At 66.2% G+C, this 20,731-nt stretch carries 16 protein-coding genes, 1 tRNA gene and 1 pseudogene; 10 read left to right on the top strand and 8 right to left on the bottom strand.

Features of this window, described 5'->3' with window-relative positions; all coding sequences use genetic code 11:
• The first annotated feature begins 3 nt into the window (after window positions 1-3).
• From bscS to bscC, 5 genes are read left to right on the top strand one after another with little or no spacing between them, the layout of a single operon-like run.
• A complete protein-coding gene (gene bscS / locus CAL11_RS16005; protein WP_167382520.1) occupies window positions 4-270 on the top strand; it encodes a SctS family type III secretion system export apparatus subunit BscS in 267 nt (88 codons plus the stop codon).
• A gap of 11 nt (window positions 271-281) precedes the next feature.
• A complete protein-coding gene (gene sctT / locus CAL11_RS16000) occupies window positions 282-1,082 on the top strand; it encodes a type III secretion system export apparatus subunit SctT (protein WP_086093461.1) in 801 nt (266 codons plus the stop codon).
• Window positions 1,079-2,128, top strand: coding sequence for a type III secretion system export apparatus subunit SctU (gene sctU / locus CAL11_RS15995; protein WP_086093460.1), 1,050 nt, complete (start codon window positions 1,079-1,081; stop codon window positions 2,126-2,128). Before sctT ends, sctU begins: the two co-directional genes overlap by 4 nt.
• Complete coding sequence (locus CAL11_RS15990; RefSeq protein ID WP_086093459.1) at window positions 2,125-2,523, top strand: CesT family type III secretion system chaperone; 399 nt, start codon at window positions 2,125-2,127, stop codon at window positions 2,521-2,523. Before sctU ends, CAL11_RS15990 begins: the two co-directional genes overlap by 4 nt.
• Window positions 2,514-4,316, top strand: a complete 1,803-nt coding sequence (bscC, locus tag CAL11_RS15985; RefSeq protein WP_086094602.1) for a SctC family type III secretion system outer membrane ring subunit BscC — start codon at window positions 2,514-2,516, stop codon at window positions 4,314-4,316. Before CAL11_RS15990 ends, bscC begins: the two co-directional genes overlap by 10 nt.
• A 22-nt stretch (window positions 4,317-4,338) precedes the next feature.
• Here bscC and CAL11_RS15980 read toward each other — a convergent pair whose 3' ends face one another.
• Both CAL11_RS15980 and bspR read right to left on the bottom strand, forming a co-directional pair.
• Entirely contained in the window at window positions 4,339-4,941 is a 603-nt protein-coding gene (locus CAL11_RS15980) for an RNA polymerase sigma factor (RefSeq protein ID WP_033464135.1), read from the bottom strand.
• A 174-nt stretch (window positions 4,942-5,115) separates the two neighbouring features.
• A pseudogene (bspR, locus tag CAL11_RS15975) lies at window positions 5,116-5,816 on the bottom strand (type III secretion system regulator BspR).
• Between the two features lie 36 nt (window positions 5,817-5,852).
• Here bspR and CAL11_RS15970 point away from each other — a divergent pair.
• Entirely contained in the window at window positions 5,853-7,337 is a 1,485-nt protein-coding gene (locus tag CAL11_RS15970; protein WP_086093458.1) for a glutamate-cysteine ligase family protein, read from the top strand.
• A gap of 11 nt (window positions 7,338-7,348) precedes the next feature.
• Here CAL11_RS15970 and CAL11_RS15965 read toward each other — a convergent pair whose 3' ends face one another.
• Both CAL11_RS15965 and CAL11_RS15960 read right to left on the bottom strand, forming a co-directional pair.
• The gene (locus CAL11_RS15965; protein WP_086093457.1) at window positions 7,349-8,569 is read right to left on the bottom strand and encodes an ABC transporter substrate-binding protein; all 1,221 of its coding nucleotides are present in this window, start codon (window positions 8,567-8,569) and stop codon (window positions 7,349-7,351) included.
• Window positions 8,566-10,587, bottom strand: coding sequence for a SpoIIE family protein phosphatase (locus CAL11_RS15960; RefSeq protein WP_086093456.1), 2,022 nt, complete (start codon window positions 10,585-10,587; stop codon window positions 8,566-8,568). Before CAL11_RS15960 ends, CAL11_RS15965 begins: the two co-directional genes overlap by 4 nt.
• An 84-nt stretch (window positions 10,588-10,671) precedes the next feature.
• Here CAL11_RS15960 and CAL11_RS15955 point away from each other — a divergent pair, with 84 nt between their 5' ends.
• A complete protein-coding gene (locus CAL11_RS15955) occupies window positions 10,672-13,107 on the top strand; it encodes an MFS transporter (RefSeq protein WP_086093455.1) in 2,436 nt (811 codons plus the stop codon).
• On the opposite strand, the gene alr is transcribed toward CAL11_RS15955, so the two are convergent.
• Together alr and CAL11_RS15945 are read right to left on the bottom strand one after the other, a co-directional pair.
• Window positions 13,104-14,264: an alanine racemase gene (alr, locus tag CAL11_RS15950; RefSeq protein ID WP_086093454.1), complete on the bottom strand. Its 1,161-nt coding sequence runs from the start codon at window positions 14,262-14,264 to the stop codon at window positions 13,104-13,106. The two genes, CAL11_RS15955 and alr, sit on opposite strands and share 4 nt — an antisense overlap.
• Window positions 14,265-14,347: 83 nt before the next feature.
• Window positions 14,348-14,776, bottom strand: a complete 429-nt coding sequence (locus tag CAL11_RS15945) for an ATP-binding protein (protein WP_033464116.1) — start codon at window positions 14,774-14,776, stop codon at window positions 14,348-14,350.
• A 143-nt stretch (window positions 14,777-14,919) separates the two neighbouring features.
• Here CAL11_RS15945 and CAL11_RS15940 point away from each other — a divergent pair, with 143 nt between their 5' ends.
• On the top strand, window positions 14,920-15,270 hold the full coding sequence (locus tag CAL11_RS15940; RefSeq protein WP_086093453.1) for an STAS domain-containing protein: 351 nt from the start codon (window positions 14,920-14,922) through the stop codon (window positions 15,268-15,270).
• On the opposite strand, the gene CAL11_RS15935 is transcribed toward CAL11_RS15940, so the two are convergent.
• Window positions 15,267-16,724 (bottom strand): phospholipase D-like domain-containing protein, encoded by a 1,458-nt coding sequence (locus tag CAL11_RS15935; RefSeq protein ID WP_033464111.1) that lies wholly within the window; start codon window positions 16,722-16,724, stop codon window positions 15,267-15,269. The two genes, CAL11_RS15940 and CAL11_RS15935, sit on opposite strands and share 4 nt — an antisense overlap.
• A gap of 160 nt (window positions 16,725-16,884) precedes the next feature.
• On the opposite strand from CAL11_RS15935, the gene CAL11_RS15930 reads away from it, so the two are divergent.
• Window positions 16,885-16,960, top strand: a tRNA-His gene (locus CAL11_RS15930).
• 169 nt (window positions 16,961-17,129) lie between these two features.
• On the opposite strand, the gene CAL11_RS15925 is transcribed toward CAL11_RS15930, so the two are convergent.
• Window positions 17,130-17,597, bottom strand: a complete 468-nt coding sequence (locus CAL11_RS15925) for an acetyltransferase (protein WP_086094601.1) — start codon at window positions 17,595-17,597, stop codon at window positions 17,130-17,132.
• Between the two features lie 155 nt (window positions 17,598-17,752).
• On the opposite strand from CAL11_RS15925, the gene CAL11_RS15920 reads away from it, so the two are divergent.
• Entirely contained in the window at window positions 17,753-20,464 is a 2,712-nt protein-coding gene (locus CAL11_RS15920) for an autotransporter outer membrane beta-barrel domain-containing protein (RefSeq protein ID WP_086093452.1), read from the top strand.
• Window positions 20,465-20,731 lie beyond the last annotated feature (267 nt).

The raw sequence follows: 20,731 nt of genomic DNA, 5'->3' as shown, positions 1-20,731 counted from the left end.
GGCATGCAAACCCAGGACCTGGTTTCGTTCATGACGCAGGCGCTGTACCTGGTGCTCTGGCTGTCGTTGCCGCCCATCGCCGCGGCGGCGATCGTGGGAACGCTGTTTTCCCTGTTGCAGGCCTTGACGCAGGTGCAGGAGCAGACCCTGTCCTTCGCGGTGAAGCTGATAGCCGTGTTCGCCACGCTGATGCTGGCGGCCCGGTGGATAAGCGCGGAGATCCATAACTTCACGATCGCGGTGTTCGATGTCTTTCATCGGATTCACTGAGCGGCCAGGCAATGCACACGGAGTTCAATTATGCCGAGGCAAAGGTTTTTCTGGGAACGCTGGCCATGACGCAACCGCGGATACTCGCGGCCATGCTCTTTCTGCCGATGTTCAACCGTCAGTTTCTGCCTGGTCCGCTGCGTTACGCCGTCGGCGCCTGCCTCGGGCTGGTCGTGGCGCCCTTGCTGGCGCCGCAGTACGCCACGCTGGATATCGGCTGGCTCCGGCTGCTGGCGCTGCTGGCCAAGGAGGCGATGGTGGGCATGTTCCTGGGTTGGCTGGCCGCCTTGCCGTTCTGGATCTTCGAGGCAATCGGCTTCGTCATAGACAACCAACGGGGCGCCAGCCTGGGCGCCGTCCTCAACCCGGCCACGGGCAACGACTCGTCGCCCTTGGGCATACTCTTCAATCTGGGATTCATGGTGTTCTTCCTGACGGCGGGCGGATTCGGGTTGTTCGCCACGATGCTGTATGACAGTTTCGGGCTGTGGAACATATGGGCGTGGTGGCCGTCCATGCCCGCGCAAGGCGCCGTGCGGATGCTGGACCAGTTCAGTGGATTTGCCGCGCGTGTTCTGCTGCTGGCCTCGCCGGCCATCGTGGCCATGTTCCTGGCCGAGCTGGGCCTGGCCCTGATCAGCCGCTTCGCGCCTCAACTGCAGGTGTTCTTCCTGGCCCTGCCGGTAAAGAGCGCGCTGGCGCTGCTCGTGCTGGTGTTGTACATGGCAACGCTGTTCCAGTATGCGGGCGAGGCACTGGGGGCCGTGGGACGAATCGTGCCGTTCCTGCACTCCGGCTGGAGCGGCTCATGAGCGGCGAGAAAACGGAGCAACCTACCCCGAAGCGCCTGCGCGACTCCCGCGAGAAGGGAGAGGTCGCACACAGCCGGGACTTTACCCAGACGGTGCTGATCTGCGCCTTGTTCGGATACTTTCTGATCAATGCCCCGTCGATTCTTGCTTCGCTGCGAGCGCTGATGCTGGCGCCGGCGGCTTTCGCCAATCAGGCGTTCGCCGCCGCACTGGGGCCTGTGTTGACGGAAATCTTCGATCAGGCCGTCCGCGTGCTCGCTCCGCTGATTCTCATCGTGCTTGGGGTGGGAATGTTCGCCGAATTCCTGCAGGTGGGCTTCGTGCTGGCGTTTCGAAAGCTCAAGCCGTCGGCGGAGAAACTCAATCCCGCCAGCAATCTGAAGAATATCTTCTCGTCGCGCAATCTGATGGAGTTCATCAAGTCCGTATGCAAGATCCTGTTCCTGACGGTGCTGGTCGCGTTGGTGATACGGGATTCCTTGCAGGCACTGATGGCCGTTCCCCATAGCGGGCTGGGCGGGTTGCGAACGGGCGTAGGCCGCATTCTGCGCACCATGCTCTGGAACATCGGACTGGCGTACGGAGCGATTTCCCTGGCGGATCTGGCTTGGCAGCGTTACCAGCATCGCAAGGGCTTGCGGATGAGCAAGAACGAAGTGAAGCAGGAATACAAGGAGATGGAAGGCGATCCCCATATCAAGCAGCAACGCAAGCACCTGCACCAGGAACTGATCATGCATGGCGCGGCGGCCCGGGTTCGCCAGGCGACGGTGCTGGTAACCAATCCGACGCACCTGGCCGTGGCCCTGTACTACGCGGCGGGCGAGACGCCCTTGCCACGCGTGCTGGCCATGGGGCAGGGAGCCGTGGCCGCGCTCATGGTCGAGGCCGCGCGGGATGCCGGTGTGCCCGTCATGCAGAACATCGCGCTGGCCCGCGCCTTGCACGAACAGGCTGAGGTGGACCAATACATCCCCGGCGAATTGGTGGAACCGGTCGCCGCGGTGTTGCGGGCGGTGCGCCAGGCGCTCAAGGAGCAGACATGACAGGAACCATTCATCCAGATATTGCCGATTATGCGCGACGCCATGGCCTCGACCCCCTGGTCGACGCCGACGGCGGGTTCGCCGTCCGGATCGATGGACGGCATCGCATCAGGTTGATGCCCGCCGGCGACGGCATGCTGGTGTTGCGGGCGCGGCTGGCCGAGCTGCCCGGTGAGTGGCAGGCGCGCGCGGCGCACTTGCGCCAGGCTGGCCTGTTGGCCAGCGCCATGGCCCCCGCGACGGATGCGTACTGCGGCATAGACGAGGGCGAAACCGCGTTGTATCTGCACCAGCGTGTCGCGCCGGCCGGAAGTGCGCTGGCGGTGGACGAGGCGGTGGGCGAGTTTGTCTATGCCCTGGCCACATGGAAAAGGGCGATGGCGCGATGGCAATAGGTCGGCTTGGGCATTTTGTTCGCGGCGCATGGGCTGGAGGTGCCATGCTGTGGGCGGCGGGTGGCGCGTGGGCGGCGCCGAACTGGCCTATGGCGCCATACACTTACTACGCGCAGCAGCAGGGCCTGTCCGATGTGCTGCGCGAGTTCGCCGCCGGCTTCAGCCTGGCGTTGCAACAGGGCAAGGGGGTGCAAGGCGTGGTCAATGGACGCTTCAATGCGCGCACACCCACGGAGTTCATCGAGCGCCTCGGCGGTATCTATGGGTTCAACTGGTTCGTGTATGCCGGCACGCTGTATGTCAGCCGCACCAGCGACGTGGTCACCCGCGCGGTGGATGCAGCCGGCGCTTCGACACCGGCGTTGCGCCAGGCTTTGCTGCAACTGGGCATCCTGGACGAGCGCTTCGGATGGGGAGAGCTGCCGGCGCAAGGCGTGGCCATGGTGTCAGGGCCGCCGGCCTATGTCGCGCTGGTCGAGCAAGCGGTAGCCGCGCTGCCAAAGGGGGCCGGCAATCAGCAGGTGGCGGTGTTCCGCCTCAAGCATGCTTCCGTGAACGACCGGGTGATCCATTATCGAGACCAGCAGGTCGTCACGCCGGGGATGGCCACCATGCTGCGCCAGTTGATCCTGGGGACGGGCCCGGGCAACGACGCGGCGCTGGCCGCGGTGGCGGCGCCGCTGCGGGAAAATCCACCGGTGTTCGGCGATGCGGAAGCCGACGGGAAAGAGCCGCTCTCTGGCGCGGTCCAGGCAGCTGGCCGGCGCCTGAGCGAGCCCAGCGTGCAGGCCGACACGCGTCTCAATGCCTTGATCGTGCAGGATATTCCCGAACGGATGCCGATCTATCGTGCCCTGATCGAGCAGCTGGATGTGCCCAGCACTCTGATCGAAATCGAGGCCATGATCGTGGACGTCAACACCGATCTGGTCAACGAACTGGGCGTCACCTGGGGGGCACAGATCGGAACCACCAGCCTGGGCTACGGCGATCTGGGGCTGCGCCCGGGCAATGGCCTGCCCGTGGACGGCGCGGCGGCCGACCTGGTGCCCGGAACCTTGGGGATCAGCGTCAGTACCCGGCTGGCGGCGCGCCTGCGTGCCCTGGAGTCGGACGGGCAGGCCAATATCCTGTCTCAGCCGTCCATCCTCACCGCCGACAACCTCGGCGCCATGATAGACCTGTCGGACACCTTCTACATTCGTACCCTGGGCGAGCGCGTAGCGACGGTCACGCCCGTCACGGTGGGTACGTCCTTGCGTGTGACGCCACGCTATATCGCCGCCAAGGGAGGGCGCAGGGTGGAGTTGGCGATCGATATCGAGGACGGGCGGGTCCTGCAGGAGTATCCCATCGATGGTCTGCCCCGGGTGCGGAAAAGCAGCATCAGCACGCTGGCCGTGGTGGGGGACGACCAGACGCTGCTGATCGGTGGCTACAACAATCGCCGCGACGAAGAGCAGGTCGAGAAGGTGCCGCTGTTGGGCGATATTCCCGGCCTGGGACTCCTGTTCTCGAGCAAGTCCAGGGCGGTGCAGCGCCGCGAGCGGCTGTTCCTGATCCGGCCGCGTGTCGTGGCCATCGAGGGCAAGCCGGTCTTTACTCCCATTGCGGGCACGTCGCAGGTGTTCATGAGCACGGCCTGGGGCGGGCATGGCAGCAGCCTGAGCATTGCGCCTGGCGAGAGCGGGCGTACGCGAGTGCGCCATGATGCCCGGGCGGGCAAGCGGACCCGGCTTGTGCCGGATTCATTGCATGTGGAGTATGGCGAGGCGGGGGAGGCGTCGCCCTGAGAGTGGTGCGTGCCAGGGCAGGCTACGGCACGCTGTCGTAGCCTCGTTCGCGCAGCGCCTCCCGCAAGGCACAGCGGGCGCGGGAAAGTCGGCTGCGAATGGTTCCTACGGGAACCGACAACAGCGCGGCCGCCTCTTCATAGGAGAGTTCTTCGACACCGACCATGAGGATCACGTCGCGCATGCTTTCGGGAAGCTGCTCCAGCGCTTCGCGTAGCAAGCGCATGCGCTGGCGCTGCTCGGTCACGGCTTCGGGGTTGGGCGCATTGCATGGCATGACACCCAGGCTGGCGTCGGAGGTGAATTCATACCGGCGCTCTGGGGCGCGCGACAAATGATTGCGGACCAGATTGAGCGCGATGCCGTACAGCCAGGTCGAAAGCTGCGAGTCGCCACGGAAAGATTGATATGCGCGCGCCGCTTCGGCGAAAGCCTGTTGCGCAAGGTCCTCGACGTCGCTGCTGTGGCCGATGTGCTTGGCGATGAATCTCTGCAATCGGCCGGCATGTTCGGCTACCAGGCTGCTCAGCAACTGCTGGTCCGATCGCTCGGTGGCGATATCGGGATATGCGTTGTCCGGCTTTTCGAGAGAAGCGGGAAGACCGGATGACGGGGGAGAAACCATGCAAAGCGATACCAAGTGAAAGGGTGATAATTCACGTCACCAAGATACTGACTGCCGGTTTTATCTGGCAGTTGTTAAGTTCCGAAACTAATGTCGGATCGCGGTCGCTGCCGGAGCATTCAGATACAACGCGCTGAATGTCTTCCGCAAAACTGACGACGCAATGTATGTGGACTACATCAGGTGGTGCGCAAGGAGCTCGCGCAACCATTCTTGCGCCGTATGGGCGGATACCGGCGCCTTACCTGACTGTGCGGCGGATGCGAAGCGTAGCTGCATGCTTTCGTCGATCGCGGCGCGCAACGTTCCGGATATCTGATCGGGAGAGACACCGGTGTCGTGACAGACTTGTCGGAAGCCGGCGGTGTCGGCGCGGGCAGACCAGGACAGGAAGGTGAGGAAATCCACGCCCTGCAGGGCGTTGCGCGAGGTTTCCGCCATGTCGACGGCGCGCGCGACGACGCGCGCCGACAGCGATGTCGCCGGGACCGCGTGCAGATCGAGTTCCTTGGCGACGGCGCGGGCGATTCCCGTGCCGTAGGTCAGCGCCAGCGCGCTGGAAAACATGACAAGCGTGTCCTCGTCGGTGGCGACCCAGGATACGTTGCGCCCTGATGGAGTCGTGCCGGATGCAATGACCTGGAACTGTTCGCCTGCTTTGGTGACATAGAGGATCTCTCCTTGGCTGGCGGCGCGCGCGAAGACATCAAGCTCCAAAGCAGGTAAAGCGGGTGGGATCTGGAAGTTCATGCGGTGTGGGCCGTTGTCTCGAATCCTTGGGTGTATCGCGTTCTACGGAGCGGGAACATGGAATATGCACTGTGTGACGCTTTCGGCTCTTCGGTTCCATGCCGGCACGGCAAACCCGACTGCATGCATGTCTCGTTCCCGTCCGACGCGGGAGGCTCGCCTTGAGCGCCGCGCCATGTGTCGGCCATACGCTGGGCCTCGAACTGGAAATGGTGGTCGCCTGTCGCGCGACCGGGGCCAGCCATCCGGTGGCGCGCCACTTCGAATCGCTGCGCAACTTGCGCCGTCAACGCGGAGAGTCGGTGCGGGAGTACCGCCTGGGCGCGCGCCTGTGCGGCGTAGGCGGTCCCCATGGCCTGAGCGGACTGGATAACGGCTACAACCTGCTCGAAACCGCATTCGCGCCCGTGGGCGGCGGCGCGGGTGGGCTGCGACGATTGGCCGAGGCGGTGCGCCGCGAGCTGCGCGACACGCAGCGCGCCCTGGCCGCGGAAGGGGCGATGCTGATCAACGCGGCCGAGCATCCCGCCGCCAGCCTGGATGCCGACTGGTACCGGCGAGTGCGGGTGCCGCGGCCCATCTACGAGGAGCTTGTCGGCCAGCGAGGCTGGCTGCACCGGATCGGGATGGACGCCAAGGCGCAGAACAGCCCGTGCACGTCGGTTCCCGTGGCCATCGCCGCGCGCTGCCTGAACGTCGTGCTGGCGCTGGCTCCCGCGCAGATCGCCATGTTCGCCAACAGCCCGCTGGAGGCGGGGCGGGTGACGGGGCTCAAGGAAAACCGCCTGACCCTGTGGCCGCGCATGTTCCGAGGCGCGCGCTACCTGGGCGACGACCTGCTGCATCGCCTGCCGGCAAGGCCGTTTCGCGACCTCGGCGATTATTTCCGCTGGATGTTCGGCGGCTTGACCGCCAGCCGGGCGCTACCGCTGGGCGACGCCTGCGACTACAAGAACGCCGACGTGGCCTGCCTGGTGGGAGCCCCCTCGCTGGCCGAGTTCCTGTACGCGGGTGCGTGGCCCGCGCGCAACCTGAATGATGGCGGTTCCATTCGTCTGACCGCTCGCAGCGGGCATTTCGTCTATTCGCAGTTCGCGCAGTTCCTGGACGCGCGTTGGCGCTACAGGGTGTCGGTTGTCCCCGCCTTGCCGGCGCTGTTGCGAGCCTGGGACAGGCGCGGCGGCCTGGAGGGGCTGTTTGAGCAGGCCGGCGCGCAAGGTTACATAGAGGGGCGTGCGCCGGGCGCCGTATTTGCCGATGCCGAATTGCTGCACGCGGCCGGCGATGCCGTCGCGGCCAGTGCGCCGATGGCGGCGTCGGCGCTGCAGTTGGGGCTGCTGCGCAATCTGCGCGACGCCGAGGCCCTGGTGAGGCGATGGGGCTGGTTGCGATTGCGCGCGTTGCGCGATCGGGCCATCGCTTTTGCATTGGACGATGCGCAGGTACGCCGCCTTTGCCAACAGGTCGTGGCGGTAGCCGAAGGCGGACTGGCCGGCGACGAGCAGCAATGGCTCGATTACGTGCGCTACGTGGTGGAAACCGGCGAGACCGCCGCGGACCGCATGCTGCGCTTGTGGCGCCAGGCGCGCGGCACACCTGAAATGCGCTGCGCTCAGGTGTGCCGGCAGCGCGCGGTGTTGTCCTAGGATCCGACACTTTATCCTCCGGGTCCTGCTGGCCGGACCTGCCATTGTTCCGCTTGGTACACCTCGTCGGCCGCCAGCAGAATATCCACCGGCGGATCAAAGCCTATGCGCCGCGCCGTTTCCAGATTGATGGCTATCTTGGCGGGGGCATTCCAGACCTGGCTGATGCTGCGCGGTTTTTCCCCGTTGAAGATGCGGGCAATGGTCTGGGCGTGGAACATGCCGACGCTGGAGTAGTCCGCCTTGGCCAGGCTCATCAGCAGGCCGGCCTTGACCTCGTCGGAGCCTTGCATCGAGAAACTGGGAACGCGGGCGTCGCGCAGCAGCGTGGCGAGCTGCTTGATGGACGTCGAGGTGATGCCCCGGTGCTCGGTGACGTAAAAGGCGTCGACTTTGCTCGACAGCTCCTGGTAGCAATGCAGGACGTTCTGGATTGCCACGGCGATTGAGACGCCGGTCGCGCGTGCGTCGCAACGCTTGACGGAGAAACCCAATGTCGGCATCAGTGCGGCAACCTTGTCGATGGCCGCGTAGGTGCGGCCTGCTCCGGTGTCTTCGTAGACCAATCCAAGCGTCTTGAATGGCACGATGTCATGGAACAGCTGGATCTGCCGCTGGTAGTGAGCGGGTTGCACCCGCGCATGCAGGTTGTCCTGGCCGCTGTCGGCCGCATTGGGTACGATCCGGGCGCTTATCGGGTCGGTCGACGAGACGACCACGGTGGGTACGGGCGTGCCCAGTTCGACCATGTCCTGTCCGGCCCAGGTGCCCATGGCGATGATCAGGTCGATGTCCTTGGCGTCGCGCAGGCGCGCCGCGACTGCTTCGCGCAGGGCGGGCCGCAGGGCGGTGTCGAAGTTGCCGGGCTGCCACCACGCGTCGGGCACGAACTCGATGTAGTCGCTGCGGGCGTGCGTGGCCAGGTAAAGCCAGGCCTTTTTCATATCGGCTATCTCAGGCATGTTGTCGATACGCAGCCATCCGAGTTGTTGCAATCCGCGCGCGATAGCGTAGAGCGTGCGCGAATACTCTTGGTATTCGCCACTTCCCACATAGCCGATACGCCATTTCCGGCCGGAGAGATGGGAGGGGGGCGGGCGGCGGGGCGAGGTAAGGGCGGCCCCGGAGCCCAGGGCCGCCGCGGCAGGGGGAGGGCTGGATGCCGCCGCGACTGGCCACGCGAGGCCGAGAAACAGGGCGAGCGGGGCGAGTATTCCGAGGCGAAGGCTCATGGTCGATGAATGGCGATGATGGTGAGATCGTCGGACTGTTCGGAATCGGCGGCGAATTCGCGTAGGTCGTGCAGAATGTGCTCGATGAGTTCGGCCGCTCCGCGCGGAGCTCCCTGCAACAGGGCAACCAGTCGTGGCAGCCCATACTGGGCGCAGCCGCCGTGGATGGCTTCGGTGACGCCGTCGGTAAACGCGACCAGCGAGGTGCCGTTCGGCAAGGTGGTGCTCAAGGTCGCATATGCCTGGTTGTCCAGCACGCCACAGGCCGCACCGCTGCTTCCTTGAAGCAGAGAAACTTCGCCGCGTTCGTCGATGAGCAGCGGCGGCGGGTGGCCGGCGTTGACCCAGGCCAGGACGCCGGTTTCCGGAGTGAATACGCCTATCAGCAAGGTGACGAACATCAGCTTGGGATTGTTCTCGGCCAGACGGTGGTTCACCTTGGCGGCGATGGCGCCGGGGTCGTGCTCTTCTTCCGCCACGCTGCGTATCAAGGTCCGGACGATGGCCATGAACAGGGCCGCGGGTACGCCTTTTCCGGATACGTCGCCGATGGCAAAGCACAGAACGCCGTCTGCCAGCAGGAAGTAGTCGTAGAAATCTCCGCCGACCTCCCTGGCGGGGTACATGACGGCGCGCAACTGGCTGCCCTGCAGGGTCGCATCGGACAACGGCCGGGGCAGCAGGCCAAGTTGGATGGAGCGGGCAATGCTCAATTCGCTTTCGAGGCGCTCGCGGTTCGATATCTGCGCCATCAGGGCCCGCACATTGTGGTGCAGCTGTTCGTTCATGAACAGGAACGATTCGGCGAGCTGTCCGACCTCGTCGCGCCGCCGGGTCGGCAGGCGCGCCACGGACGGCGGAACCTGGACCGGCTGGGTGAGGTCCTGGGTGGGAAGCTGGCGCGCGTAGTTGCTCAGTTGCGCCAACGGCCGGGCGATGCGCACTGCCACCGCCCATGCCAGCATCAGCGCGGCCAGCAGAGTGGCGGCGAAGATCAGCGCCTGCCGGCGCACCAGATTCTGCGCCGGGTCGGTCAGGTCCGGCTCGGGAACGACACCGATGATGGTCCAGCGCAGCGGCTTGTATCGCAGGGCGTCGATCTGCCAGGCGCTTTCGCCGTTGGTGAAGCGCAACGTCAGGCCGCGGGTGGACGAGATTTCGCCAAGCATCGTACGTAATATCCGTCCCGATTCGGCGTCTCTCGAGTCCAGCAACCGGGCGGCCGACGGAGGAGGCGGCACGATCACTGTGCCGTCGTCCGCAACCACGAAGACGAAACCATGGCGGCTGAGCCGCAGCTCCGACAGGTTCCGGTCTATCGCGGCAATCATGTGGGCTTTCTGGGCGGCGACCTTGTCGATGATGGCTTGCGAGCTATCGGAGACGGCAAGAACCCACTTCCACGCGGGGAAATACACGAAATAGCCGTGCCGCATCCGGGCGGGATCGCCCAGAGGAGACGGATAGATGGCGAAGCCGCGACCGTTATTGCGGCTTTCTTCGTACATGGCGGCGGCGAGCGGCTGGCCCTTGAAGTCGCGGATCCCGGAGAGGTCCCGGTCGATCAGCCTGGGGTTGGTGCTGGCCAATACGGTGCCTTCCGCGTCATAGGCGAATGCGGCGCGCCGTGGTCCCAGGTCGAGATGGTTGAGCCAGACACGCGCCATGCCCTTGGCGGCGCCGGCAGTGACGTGTCCGCGCTCGGCCTGCGCGGCATAGTCGTTCAGTACCGATATCACGACCGAGCTGAGCTGGATCAGTTGCTTGCGGCTTTCCCGGATGGTGCGGATCTTGTCGTCGAGCAGCGTGGACCAGCGCGTGTCGGTGTCACGAACTACCAGGTCCATGATGTTACTGACGGCATGCAGTTCGTTCTTGATGATGTTGTTCGTGACATCGCGCTGGGTCACGAGCATCACGACCATGCCTACGAGCACCAGCGTGGATGCAATGAGAAGGAAGAACTTCCCACGCAAGGAAAGCGGAAACTCCAGCCGGGAAATGCGGCGCATGAACATGAAAAGGTTTTGTACTACGCGTGGACAGGGCGCGTTGGATGGCGTGATGTGCCGCCACAGGCTGTCGCATGGTCGGGCTCAGCCATGAGTACGCTGTTCGACCGCGCAAACGGGGCGCTGCGCAAGCTGAGCTCGCGCCCGTTGCTGGGCGTGACGCTGGCATGCGTGACGCTGCTGTGGCTGGCGCAGGGACTGACCGGCGTGTTGACGCTGAGCGCCCTGCAGCGGCAGATCGTGGACGCGACCGCTGCGCGGGTCGAGGTGAGCGCGCGGCAATCGGCGATCGCCATCGAGAACGGCGTGCGCCTCGGCAAGCCGCTGGAGCAGTACTTCGGCCTGGGCGGCTTGCTGGACGGGTTGCTGGAGGAGTCCCATGGTGTCACCGGAGTAGCGGTTGTGCTGAAAGACGGCCGATTAGTGGCATCGGCCGGAGCGTTGGTTCCGCATGCGGCGCGCCTGGCGCGCGCCCTGGCCTTTCCCGATGACGAGCCGGGTGTGCCGCGCCAGCCGTCGGGCAGCGTGCGCCTGGTTGGCGACGAAGCGGTTTCGCTGGGTATTCCGTTGGCGGGAAGCGACGGGAACGTGCGTGCCGCGCTGGTGCTGGGCTGGCAGCGCGATCCCGCCTTCATGCATGCGCTGATGTGGCGTAACCTGCGGGTCCTGGCCTTGGTCACGGCGGCCGTTGCGCTGGCCCTGGCGCTGGCCCTGCGACGCGGCGAACGGCGCACGCGGGAAAGCGGCGGCGCCCGGGCCCGTTTCGTGCTGCCCCTGGTTGCGCTCTTGATGGCGCAGGGCGTGTACGCGGGCTACACGATAGGCATGTTCCGCGAGGTGTGGCTGGACGTTGCCCGCCACAACGCCGTCGTGCTGGCCACGGGTTTGCAGCGCGGCCTGGATCGCGTATTGAGCTACGGCCTGGAACCGCGCGAGTTGCGCGGCGTGGACCGGCTGTTTTCCCGCACCATACGCGCCTATCCATTGATCGGCTCGATCGCGCTGGTGGCAAGCGATGGCAGGGTGTTGCAGGAGGTGGATGCGCACGGCAGCGTCACCGGCGATGCGCAGCGGCGCTTTGCGGACGACCCGGGCTACACGGTCTCGCTGCCGCTGGGCGTCTCTGACGCCAGCCGCGGCGCGCTGGCCCTGCGGCTGGACGGCGGCGCGGTCGCGGCGGCCTTGCGCGATCGCGCCCTGGACGCGGCGACGGTGGCGGTCGTGGCGCTGGTGGCGGCGGTCGAGTTGCTGCTGCTGTTGGTGGTGGTCATGAACCGGGCGTTGCCAAACGGCCAAGGTCGGCAAGCGCCTGCCGACGGTTCGGATGTGGGCGGATCGGCGCGTCCCGTGATGTTCGGCTACCTGTTCGCCTGCGCCATGCCGGCCAGTTTCTTGCCGCTGTTTGCCCGCAGTCTGCCCGCCGCGAGCCTTCCCCTGCCGCCCGCCCTGCTGATCGCCTTCCCGATCTCCATGGAGATGGGCTGCGGGTTGCTCGCGGCCCTGGTGACGGGCAGATTGAGCGAGCGCAGGGGTTGGCGCCATGCCGTGCTGCAGGGCTTGCTGCTTTCATGCATCGGATTCGTGGCCAGTGCGCTGGCGTCCGACCTGGCATGGCTCGTGGCGGCGCGTGGCGTCGTCGGCCTGGGATACGGTTTGACGTGGATGGGGCTGCAGGCATTGGTCGTCAGCCGCAGCCCGCCGACGCATCGCGGCCGCAGCATGGCCGGTGTGGTCGCGGGCCTGTTCGCCGGGCAGCTTTCGGGAGTCGCCGTGGGCGCAATGCTGATGGAGCAACTCGGCTTCCGCGCCGTTTTCGCGATCGGGGCGGTCCTGCTCCTGCTGCCCCTGGCCGGCGTTTTCTCGCTGTTGCGGGCCTACGCGCTTCCTCCCGCAATGGCCGCGTCGACGTCCGCCCTGCCGGGCGGGCGCGCGCCCTTGGGGGCGCTGCTGCGCGGGCGCGGCTTCGGCATGTTGCTGTTGACGAGCGTGATTCCCTTTTCCATAGCCCAGGCGGGCCTTATGTCGTTCGCCTTGCCCCTGTACCTGGAAGCCGAAGGCGCGACGCCGGCGAGCATCGGTCGCGTACTCATGATCTATGGGGTTTGCGTGGTCTACCTGGGGCCGCTCGTGGCGAAGTGGGTGGACCTGTCCAGCGTGCGCTGGCCGTGGATCGGACTGGCGGGTGCGCTCGGGACCGCCGGCTTGCTGGTGTTCCGGCTGCAGCCTGACGGATTGCTCGCCGCTGGCGTGGCGCTCTCGCTACTCGCCTTGGCCGGCTGTTTCGCGGGCGCCTCGCAAATGCCTTATGCGCTGGAGTTGCGCGTTGTTCGCGAGCATGGCGCCGCGGGCGCGGCCAGCGTGATGCGCGCGGCCGACAAGCTGGGGCAGATGCTGGGGCCCTTGCTGATCGGGGCGGTGGCTGGCCCGCTCGGATTGGGCGCCGCCATGGCGGCGCTGGGGATCCTGTACCTGGGCGCCACGCTGTGGTTCGTGCTGGCGCGTTCTTGGCGGCGGGAGGAGGGTTAGCCAGGAGGTCGGCGCAGCGCCGCGTGGTCGGCGCGCATCAGGGGTACGCGCGCCGTCAGCCCGGTGAGGAGCTCGGCGGCGATGGTGCCCGCCGCGTGCGCGATATGTTCCACCGGCAGCTGTGGCGAGCCCCACAGTACGACGGGCGCGCCCCGGGCCGCGGTCGGGACCGGCCGCAGATCGACAGCCATCAGGTCCATCGACACCCTGCCCACCGTCCGTGTCAGTGTGCCGTTCACCTGGACAGGAAGGCTGGCTCGCGGATTGTGCGGGTAGCCGTCGCCGTACCCGCAACGCACCAGACCCAGCGCCATCGGCTGGTCGGCCACGAACGTGGAGCCGTAGCCGACCGAGGCGCCGGCAGGCAGCTCCTGCGTCGCGCACAAGGTGCTGCGCAAGGTCATGGCCGGGCGCAAGCCCAGGTCGCGCCCGACGCGACCCGGAATGGGGCTTACGCCATACAGCGCCAGGCCGGGGCGGACCCAGTCGGTTCGCGCCGCCATCGTCGGCATGAGACAGGAGGCCGCCGAGTTGCAGGTGGAAACCGGCCCGGGCAGGCCCCATATGCAGGTTTCGAAATCGGCGTGCTCGCGTTCGAGATCGCGGACGCTGGCGGCGTTCGCGTGGTGGTTCAGATGGCCCACGCCACGCAGCGCGCCGTGCTGTTGCAGCTCACGGCAGCGCGCATAGGCGCGTCGGTAGTCGCCGGCGTCCAGCCCGCCCAGCCGCGTGGCGCCGATGTAGCGCAACCATACCCAAGGCGCGCACGAGTACAGGGGCGTGCCGGGCAGCCATTCGAGTTGCGTCATGTCGGTGATGACCAGATGCAGCTGTTGCAGCGTCAGGAGCGCCGCCTCGCGTTCGTGGGTCAGCCCGGCATAGACCATGATAGGGCCGCGCCAGCCGGCGCGGCGGCACTGGTGGGCTTCGTGCAGGTGTCGGACGGCCACGCCATCGGCGGCGCGCAGTCCTGGCAGCACGTTGTGCAGTCCGTGCCCGTAGGCATCGGCCTTGACGGTGGCCCATATGCGCGGACCGTCGACGCCCACGCCAAGCCGTTGGCGCAGGACCTCCAGGTTGTGGGCCACCGCGACCGGGTCGATGCAGGCATGGGGGCCGGGAGTCGGGGCGTCGAACGGATCGGACGCGAGGGGCATGGCTGTGGCCTCGTCGATGTCGATGGGTGCAGGACGATCACGCCGGGCATGGCATGCGTAGCGGGCGGCGCACGGCGCGGCGATCAGGATTCAGGCGCTGAGTGCGATGTCAGGGTGAGATGGTTCCATCCGTCGCGGCGCTGGTAACTGATCGCGTGCATGAAGTGGCGCATCAGCCGCAGACCGTGCCCGCCCGGCTGCGCATCGTCCAGGCTGCGGGCCAGCGGGGGGGAAGAGGCCTGCGTGGGGTCGCAGGCGGCGCCGTTGTCGGCAATGTGCAGACGAACTTCCTGTCCTGTCTGGCGTAGCGCCAGGTGTATCGCGGTCGGATAGCCCGGCGTCGACGCATGGGACATGATGTTGTTGAGCGCCTCGTCGGCGCACAGCGTCAGCGTGAAGCGCAGGTGGGCGGACCAGCCGTCGCGCCGGGCGATATGCTCCAGCCAGTACAGCGCGTCGGTTGCCGTCGTGGCGGTGACGGACAGCTCCAGCGTATCGGTTCTGCTTGTCATGACGTATCGCGCAACGCAATGCCGGCAAGTATGCCCGAGTCGTGGGAACGCAGAGGATTCGTACAACGTCGGATATTTCGCGCACTAACGCTGTCCCGTATTATTTGCGCAGACGAAGGCGCGTTAGCAAGCGAGGTCAGCGCATGAAGTTGACGATGGACAAGATGGACGGCATGTTGATTGCGTGCCCGCAGGGTGTGGTGAACAGCGCGAATGTGGAGCAGTTCGAAGCCGAGCTGATGGCGCAGGTCGACAAGGGCGAGCGCCGTGTCGTGCTGGATCTGGGGCGGCTTGACTACATTTCCAGCGCCGGGCTGCGCGTGGTGTTGCTGGTGGCCAAGCAACTGCGGCAGGTCCAGGGCGAGCTGGTGCTGTGCGAACTGAAGCCGCACGTGCGGGAAGTATTCGAGATCAGCGGGTTTCTCACCATATTCCCGGTAGCGGCTTCGCGAGAGGCCGCCGCCGCCGCGTTCAAGACGGCCTCGCCCCGCTAGAGATACGGCGTGGCCAGCCAGATCACCTTGTTGCGCAGGCGCTTGATGAACGGCTGCGCGTTCAGGGCCTGCAGCGTTTCCTGCCGCGCCTGGCGGATCTGCGCGTCGATGCGCTGCCCGATCCAGCCGGCCAGTTCACGGTCGTAGATTTCGGTGTCCAGCTCGAAGTTCAGGCGCAGGCTGCGCGGGTCCATGTTGGACGAGCCCACATAGGACCAGGCATCGTCCACCGTCAGCAGCTTCGAGTGGTCGAAGGCGCCGGCCGAGCGCCAGACGCGGCAACCCGTGCGTATGACCTGGTCCAGCTGCGCGCTCATGGCGTAGTTGACCAGGCGCAGGTTGTTCGAGCCCGGTATCACGATATCGACCTGGATGCCGCGGCGCGCGGCGGTGCCCAATGCGCCGATCAGCGTCTGGTCCGGCAGGAAATAGGGCGACTGGATCCGCACATGGCGCTGCGCCACCGCCAGCGCGCCCAGCAGCATCTTGTGCGTGCTGCCCAGCGCGCTGTCCGGCCCGGAGGCCACGCAGCGCATCGGCACCGAACCCGGCGCGCGTTCCGGAGCCGGCGGGAACCAGGTCGGGCCTTCCAGCGATTCGCGGGTCGTGAAATTCCAGTCGTGCGCGAACACCGCCATCAGTTGCGCCACGACCGGACCCTCCAGGCGGAAGTGGGTGTCGCCGTTGGCGGCCTTGCCGGCCAGGGCGGTCACGAAGGCGGCGCGGATGTTCATGCCCCCGGTGAAGCCGACATGTCCGTCGACCACCAGGATCTTGCGGTGGCTGCGCAGGTTGGCGTAGGGCATGCGCATGACGCCCAGCGGGTTGGTCATGAAGCGCGCGGTGCGCACACCGCCACGCACCAGCGTACGCACGATCGGCGGGCGCGAGTACTTGCTGCCGATGGCGTCGATGAGCACGCGCACCTGCACGCCGCGTTGCTGCGCCTCGACCAGGGCCTGCGCCATTTCGCGGCCGATCGGATCGCAGTCGAAGATATAGCTCTGCATGGCGATCGAGACGCGCGCCTGGCGTATCGCCTGCATCATGGCCGGATAGGCCTCGTCGCCGCCGGCCAGCGGCCGCACTTGGTTGCCGCCCAGCAGGCGGAAACGGCTGACCTGATCGCCCAGCACGCGCAGCGAGGCGAATTGCGGCCCGCTGCAGGGCACCACGTCCTCGACCTGGGCGTCGGGATGGCCCGTGTAGGCCAGCATGGCGTCGTCGTGCTGCTGCGAAACCAGCGAACGGCGGATGCGGTTGATGCCGGCGACGAAATAGAGCAGGGCGCCAAAGAGCGGCGAGAACAGGGCGACTCCGACCCAGGCGATGGCGGCGCGCACGTCCTGCTTGGTCATGGCGGCATGCACGGCGGCGCCGGTGCCGGCGACCAAGCTGATCGCGAAGACGATATGCGGCCAATAGTCGCGCAGCAATTGTTCCAACGGGTCCATGGCGTCCTGGAGTAAGGCCTGCGTGGCGGCGGGGGGCCGCACGCGGCGGTGCCGGTATGTGGGTACGGATGCGCAAGGATAGCAACAAGCTCTGCCTGCTGAAAGCACGAGGGCTGATACGGCATTTATTTTTGTGCTAGAATCTCGTTTCTTTGCTGCGGTGGCTGTAGCTCAGTTGGTAGAGTCCCGGATTGTGATTCCGGTTGTCGTGGGTTCGAGTCCCATCAGCCACCCCACCCGAATTCGTTGGAAAACAGGCACTTAGGCGCAAGCCGGGTGCCTTTTTTCTTGGGCGGATGGTGGCAATATCCCGATTCGGTGGCAAGGCGTTCGCGCAGAACGCCGGCTGCCGCCCTGATCCTGATTGGGTTGCGCAAAACTGCCCGGCCCTCGCAGAGGCGGGACCTAGGTGAACGATCCCGCCAAAAGTGGCCTGGCCTGCGAGAGCTCGAGGTGGATCAGCGGATAGGGCCTGCCCTGATCGTCGAGCGGTGAGCGTCCTGTGCGTTGGAAGCCCAGCTTTTCATAGAAACCGATTGCCTGGGCATTTTGTTCGTTGACGTCGGTCGTCATCCTGGGATACAACATGGCGCCGTGGCGCACCAGGGCGGCGCCGATTCCCCTGCCACGGGCGGCAGGGTCGACGAACAGCGCCTGCATGTGGCCGTCTTCGATGAGCATGAAGGCCATCGGATAGTCGTTGTCATCGACGGCAAGCCAAAGCGGAGCCTGGGGCAGGAAGCCACATACCATCTCGTCGATCGCCAGGCGGTCTTGCGGCGTCAGGAAATCATGGGTGGCGTCCACCGCGGCTCGCCAGATTTCAACGGTGCGCGCGCCGTCTGCGGGGCGGGAAGCTCTGATGCTGGTCATCCTGGCATGATATATCGGTTGGACGTCGGCTTCGCCGGGCGACGCCGGCGCGGGGCAACCCGCGTCCACCTCCTGCACGTGATGCCTGTTAAGAATTCGTGCACGATGCCGTATTGAGCGTATATATTTCGCGTCTACTTGGGGGGGGGCTGGTCATGGTCGGCAGGAGTTGTCATCGTGCAGGGTGGTTATACCGGGCGACCTTCCTCTTATACGCCGCAAACTGTGCTTATCCCGCGAACGCCCAATCGGTTTCTGGTTCCGGCCAGGTGTCGAGCGGGCCGATCCAGTCACCGCACTGGGTGGTGGGCAGGGAACTGATCGTCGCGGATACGGGCGCCGGGACCTTGCTCATCGAGGCCGGCGGCACCGTGCTCAACGACTGGGCCTATATCGGCAGTGACAATGGCGCTGTGGGCACCCTGACGGTGTCGGGCCGCGACGGCGCCGGGGCCGCGTCGACCTGGACGACTGTCGAAGATGTGTCGATCGGCGTTGGGTCGGGCAGCAGGGGCACGCTCGAGGTGCTCGATGGGGCCATGGCGCAAAGCGGATGGGGCACCATCGGCGTCGCTTCAGGCAGCGTCGGAAGCGTGACCGTGTCCGGGCCCGGGTCGGTGTGGAATATCGCTACGGTCAATTCGTTCCAGATCGGCTCGGGCGGCAGCGGGACGCTGTGGATCGACCAGGGGGGCGCAGTGTATAGCGGGCAGGGCGTCATCGGTTGGAACCCCGGCAGCGACGGGCACGTCACGGTATTGGGCCCGGCAACGGTATGGAACCCGCTGAACAATATCTATGTCGGTCTCGGCGGGACTGGTGAACTGGATATCCGGGACGGCGCGGCCGTTGCGACGGCAGGGTCGAGCCCGCCGGGCGCCGCGGCATCGATCTACATCGGGACGAGCGCAGGGAGCGCCGGCACGGTAACGGTGTCGAGCGCGACGGCCGACATCTCGACGCTCACGTCGACCGACCGTATCGAAATCGGCTCGGGCGGCGCCGGGGTGCTGACTGTCGCCAAAGGCGGGATGGTGGGCGTCGCCAGCGACGCCTGGATAGCCATCACCGGCACATCCTCCGGAACGCTGAACCTGACCGGCGATGCCAGCGGCCGAGGCGTGCTGGAAACGGGCTCGGTCATCAAGGGCGCCGGTAACGCGACCTTCAACCTGGATGGCGGGGTCCTGCGCGCCAATCGTGACGAGGCCAATTTCCTCAATGGTTTCTCCACGCAGGCGGTGGGAAGCGGCGGCGCCTGGTTCGATACGAATGCCCATGACGTGGGCGTTGTCACCGCCTTCTCGGGTACGTCCAGCTTCAACAAGCTGGGCGCGGGCACGCTGACCCTGTCGGGCGACAGCGCCGCGTTCACGGGAGACACCGAAGTCCAGGCAGGTACGCTGCAGGTTGACGGTACGCTGGGCGGGCCGGTGAATGTGCTTGCGGGAGCGCGGCTGACCGGCACGGGACGCGTCGGTGCGACGGCCAACCACGGCACCATCGCGCCGGGCCCGCGCAGCGGCTTCGGCACGCTGACCGTCGCCGGCGACTATGCGGGCCAGGGCGGCAACCTGGAGATCCGCACGCAGCTGGGCGCCGATGACTCTCCCACCGACAAGCTGGTGATCACGGGCGCCAGTTCGGGCGTGACGCCGGTCACGGTGACGAATATGGGCGGCGCCGGCGCGGCGACCCAACAGGGCATACGGGTCGTGCAGGTGGACGGCGTGTCGGCGGGCCGGTTCAACCTGGCCAATGGCGATTACGTCATCAATGGCCGTCCGGCGCTGGTGGCCGGTGCCTATGGCTACGTCCTGCAGCAGGACTCCGGCGACGGCAGCTGGTATTTGCGATCGTCGCTGGCCGACCCCGGCACGCCCCAGGGCGGCGGCGGTTCGCCGGCCGCGGGACAGCCCGTGCTTTATCAACCCGGCGTGCCGGTATATGAAGCCTACGCCAACACGCTGCTTCAATTGAGCCGGCTTTCCACCTTGCGCCAGCGGGTCGGCAATCGGCTCTATGATCCGGCCGATACCGGCCGCAACGGCGTATGGAGCCGGGTGGAGGGCGCCACGGGCCGCCTCGATCCTTCCGTGTCCACCACCGGCCAGCACCAGGATATCGACAGTTGGAAGGCGCAGTTCGGCGTCGATCGCGTGCTGGCCGGCGAGCAGGAGGGTGCGCGCCTGGTTGGAGGCCTGGCCCTGCACTACGGCAAGGCCGACACGCGTGTCGCGTCGATGTATGGCAACGGCACGATCGATACCACCGCCTATGGCCTGACCCCGACGCTGACGTGGTACGGCAGGAACGGTGTCTATGTCGATGCACAGGCCCAGGCGACCTGGTTCGACAGCGACCTGCATTCACGATTGGCCGGCAAGCTCAAGGATGGCCGCAAAGCGCGCAGCTATGGGCTGGGCATTGAAGGAGGCAAGGCCTTTGCGCTGAGCGAAGGGCTGGCCCTGATCCCGCAGGCGCAATTGACGTACGTATCGACCCGCTTTGACAGCTTCCGCGACAAATTCGGCGCACGCGTCGAAGACGACAAGGGCGACGGCTTGCAGGGCCGCCTGGGCATTGCGCTGGACTACCAACGAAGCTGGCAGGCGGCCGGCATGAATCGGGAGTTGAGCGTCTTCGGCGTCCTCAATGCGAAGCATGAATTCCTGGATGGAACACGGACGCGCGTTGCCGGCGTGCCGGTGGCCAGCCGGATGGCGCGTACCTGGGGCAGCGTAGGGGTGGGGGCCGATTACGGCTGGGGAGAACGCTACGCCATCTACGGCCAGGTGGATGCCGATGCGGACTTCGCCGGTAGCTATGTCGTCACCGCCACCGCCGGATTCAGGATGGCATTCTAAGCGAGCGGTCGAGCGTGTTCGGTCCGCGGTGCAGCGCGATCCTTTTGCGCACGCAGAGGCCGTTTTGCCCATCGACGACGTGGCACTGGCTTGCCTGGGCCGGCGCGTCAAACGCTGCCTGCAGGCCGGCTTTTGCCAGGCAACGGCCGGGATCTGCATGGTTTTCCCGTCGCGCCGGGACCAGTATGCACCCCGCATGGGTATGGGCGGAAGCTGATGGCTCTCAGGGAAATTACGGGTGGTTCGACGGAGATGTGTATCTTTTCT

It is taken from the genome of Bordetella genomosp. 6 (assembly GCF_002119705.1).
Classification (GTDB): Bacteria; Pseudomonadota; Gammaproteobacteria; order Burkholderiales; family Burkholderiaceae_B; genus Bordetella; species Bordetella bronchiseptica_F.
Note: the sequence above shows the minus strand (reverse complement) of the source record. Positions and strands in the feature narration are given on the sequence as shown.

Excerpts from the sequence above, each read along its gene's own strand:
- bscS (WP_167382520.1), top strand. The coding sequence starts at position 4 with ATGCAAACCCAGGACCTGGTTTCGTTCATGACGCAGGCGCTGTACCTG.
- sctT (WP_086093461.1), top strand. The coding sequence starts at position 282 with ATGCACACGGAGTTCAATTATGCCGAGGCAAAGGTTTTTCTGGGAACG.
- sctU (WP_086093460.1), top strand. The coding sequence starts at position 1,079 with ATGAGCGGCGAGAAAACGGAGCAACCTACCCCGAAGCGCCTGCGCGAC.
- CAL11_RS15990 (WP_086093459.1), top strand. The coding sequence starts at position 2,125 with ATGACAGGAACCATTCATCCAGATATTGCCGATTATGCGCGACGCCAT.
- bscC (WP_086094602.1), top strand. The coding sequence starts at position 2,514 with ATGGCAATAGGTCGGCTTGGGCATTTTGTTCGCGGCGCATGGGCTGGA.
- CAL11_RS15980 (WP_033464135.1), bottom strand. The coding sequence starts at position 4,941 with ATGGTTTCTCCCCCGTCATCCGGTCTTCCCGCTTCTCTCGAAAAGCCG.
- CAL11_RS15965 (WP_086093457.1), bottom strand. The coding sequence starts at position 8,569 with ATGAGCCTTCGCCTCGGAATACTCGCCCCGCTCGCCCTGTTTCTCGGC.
- CAL11_RS15960 (WP_086093456.1), bottom strand. The coding sequence starts at position 10,587 with ATGTTCATGCGCCGCATTTCCCGGCTGGAGTTTCCGCTTTCCTTGCGT.
- CAL11_RS15955 (WP_086093455.1), top strand. The coding sequence starts at position 10,672 with ATGAGTACGCTGTTCGACCGCGCAAACGGGGCGCTGCGCAAGCTGAGC.
- alr (WP_086093454.1), bottom strand. The coding sequence starts at position 14,264 with ATGCCCCTCGCGTCCGATCCGTTCGACGCCCCGACTCCCGGCCCCCAT.
- CAL11_RS15945 (WP_033464116.1), bottom strand. The coding sequence starts at position 14,776 with ATGACAAGCAGAACCGATACGCTGGAGCTGTCCGTCACCGCCACGACG.
- CAL11_RS15940 (WP_086093453.1), top strand. The coding sequence starts at position 14,920 with ATGAAGTTGACGATGGACAAGATGGACGGCATGTTGATTGCGTGCCCG.
- CAL11_RS15935 (WP_033464111.1), bottom strand. The coding sequence starts at position 16,724 with ATGGACCCGTTGGAACAATTGCTGCGCGACTATTGGCCGCATATCGTC.
- CAL11_RS15925 (WP_086094601.1), bottom strand. The coding sequence starts at position 17,597 with ATGACCAGCATCAGAGCTTCCCGCCCCGCAGACGGCGCGCGCACCGTT.
- CAL11_RS15920 (WP_086093452.1), top strand. The coding sequence starts at position 17,753 with ATGGTCGGCAGGAGTTGTCATCGTGCAGGGTGGTTATACCGGGCGACC.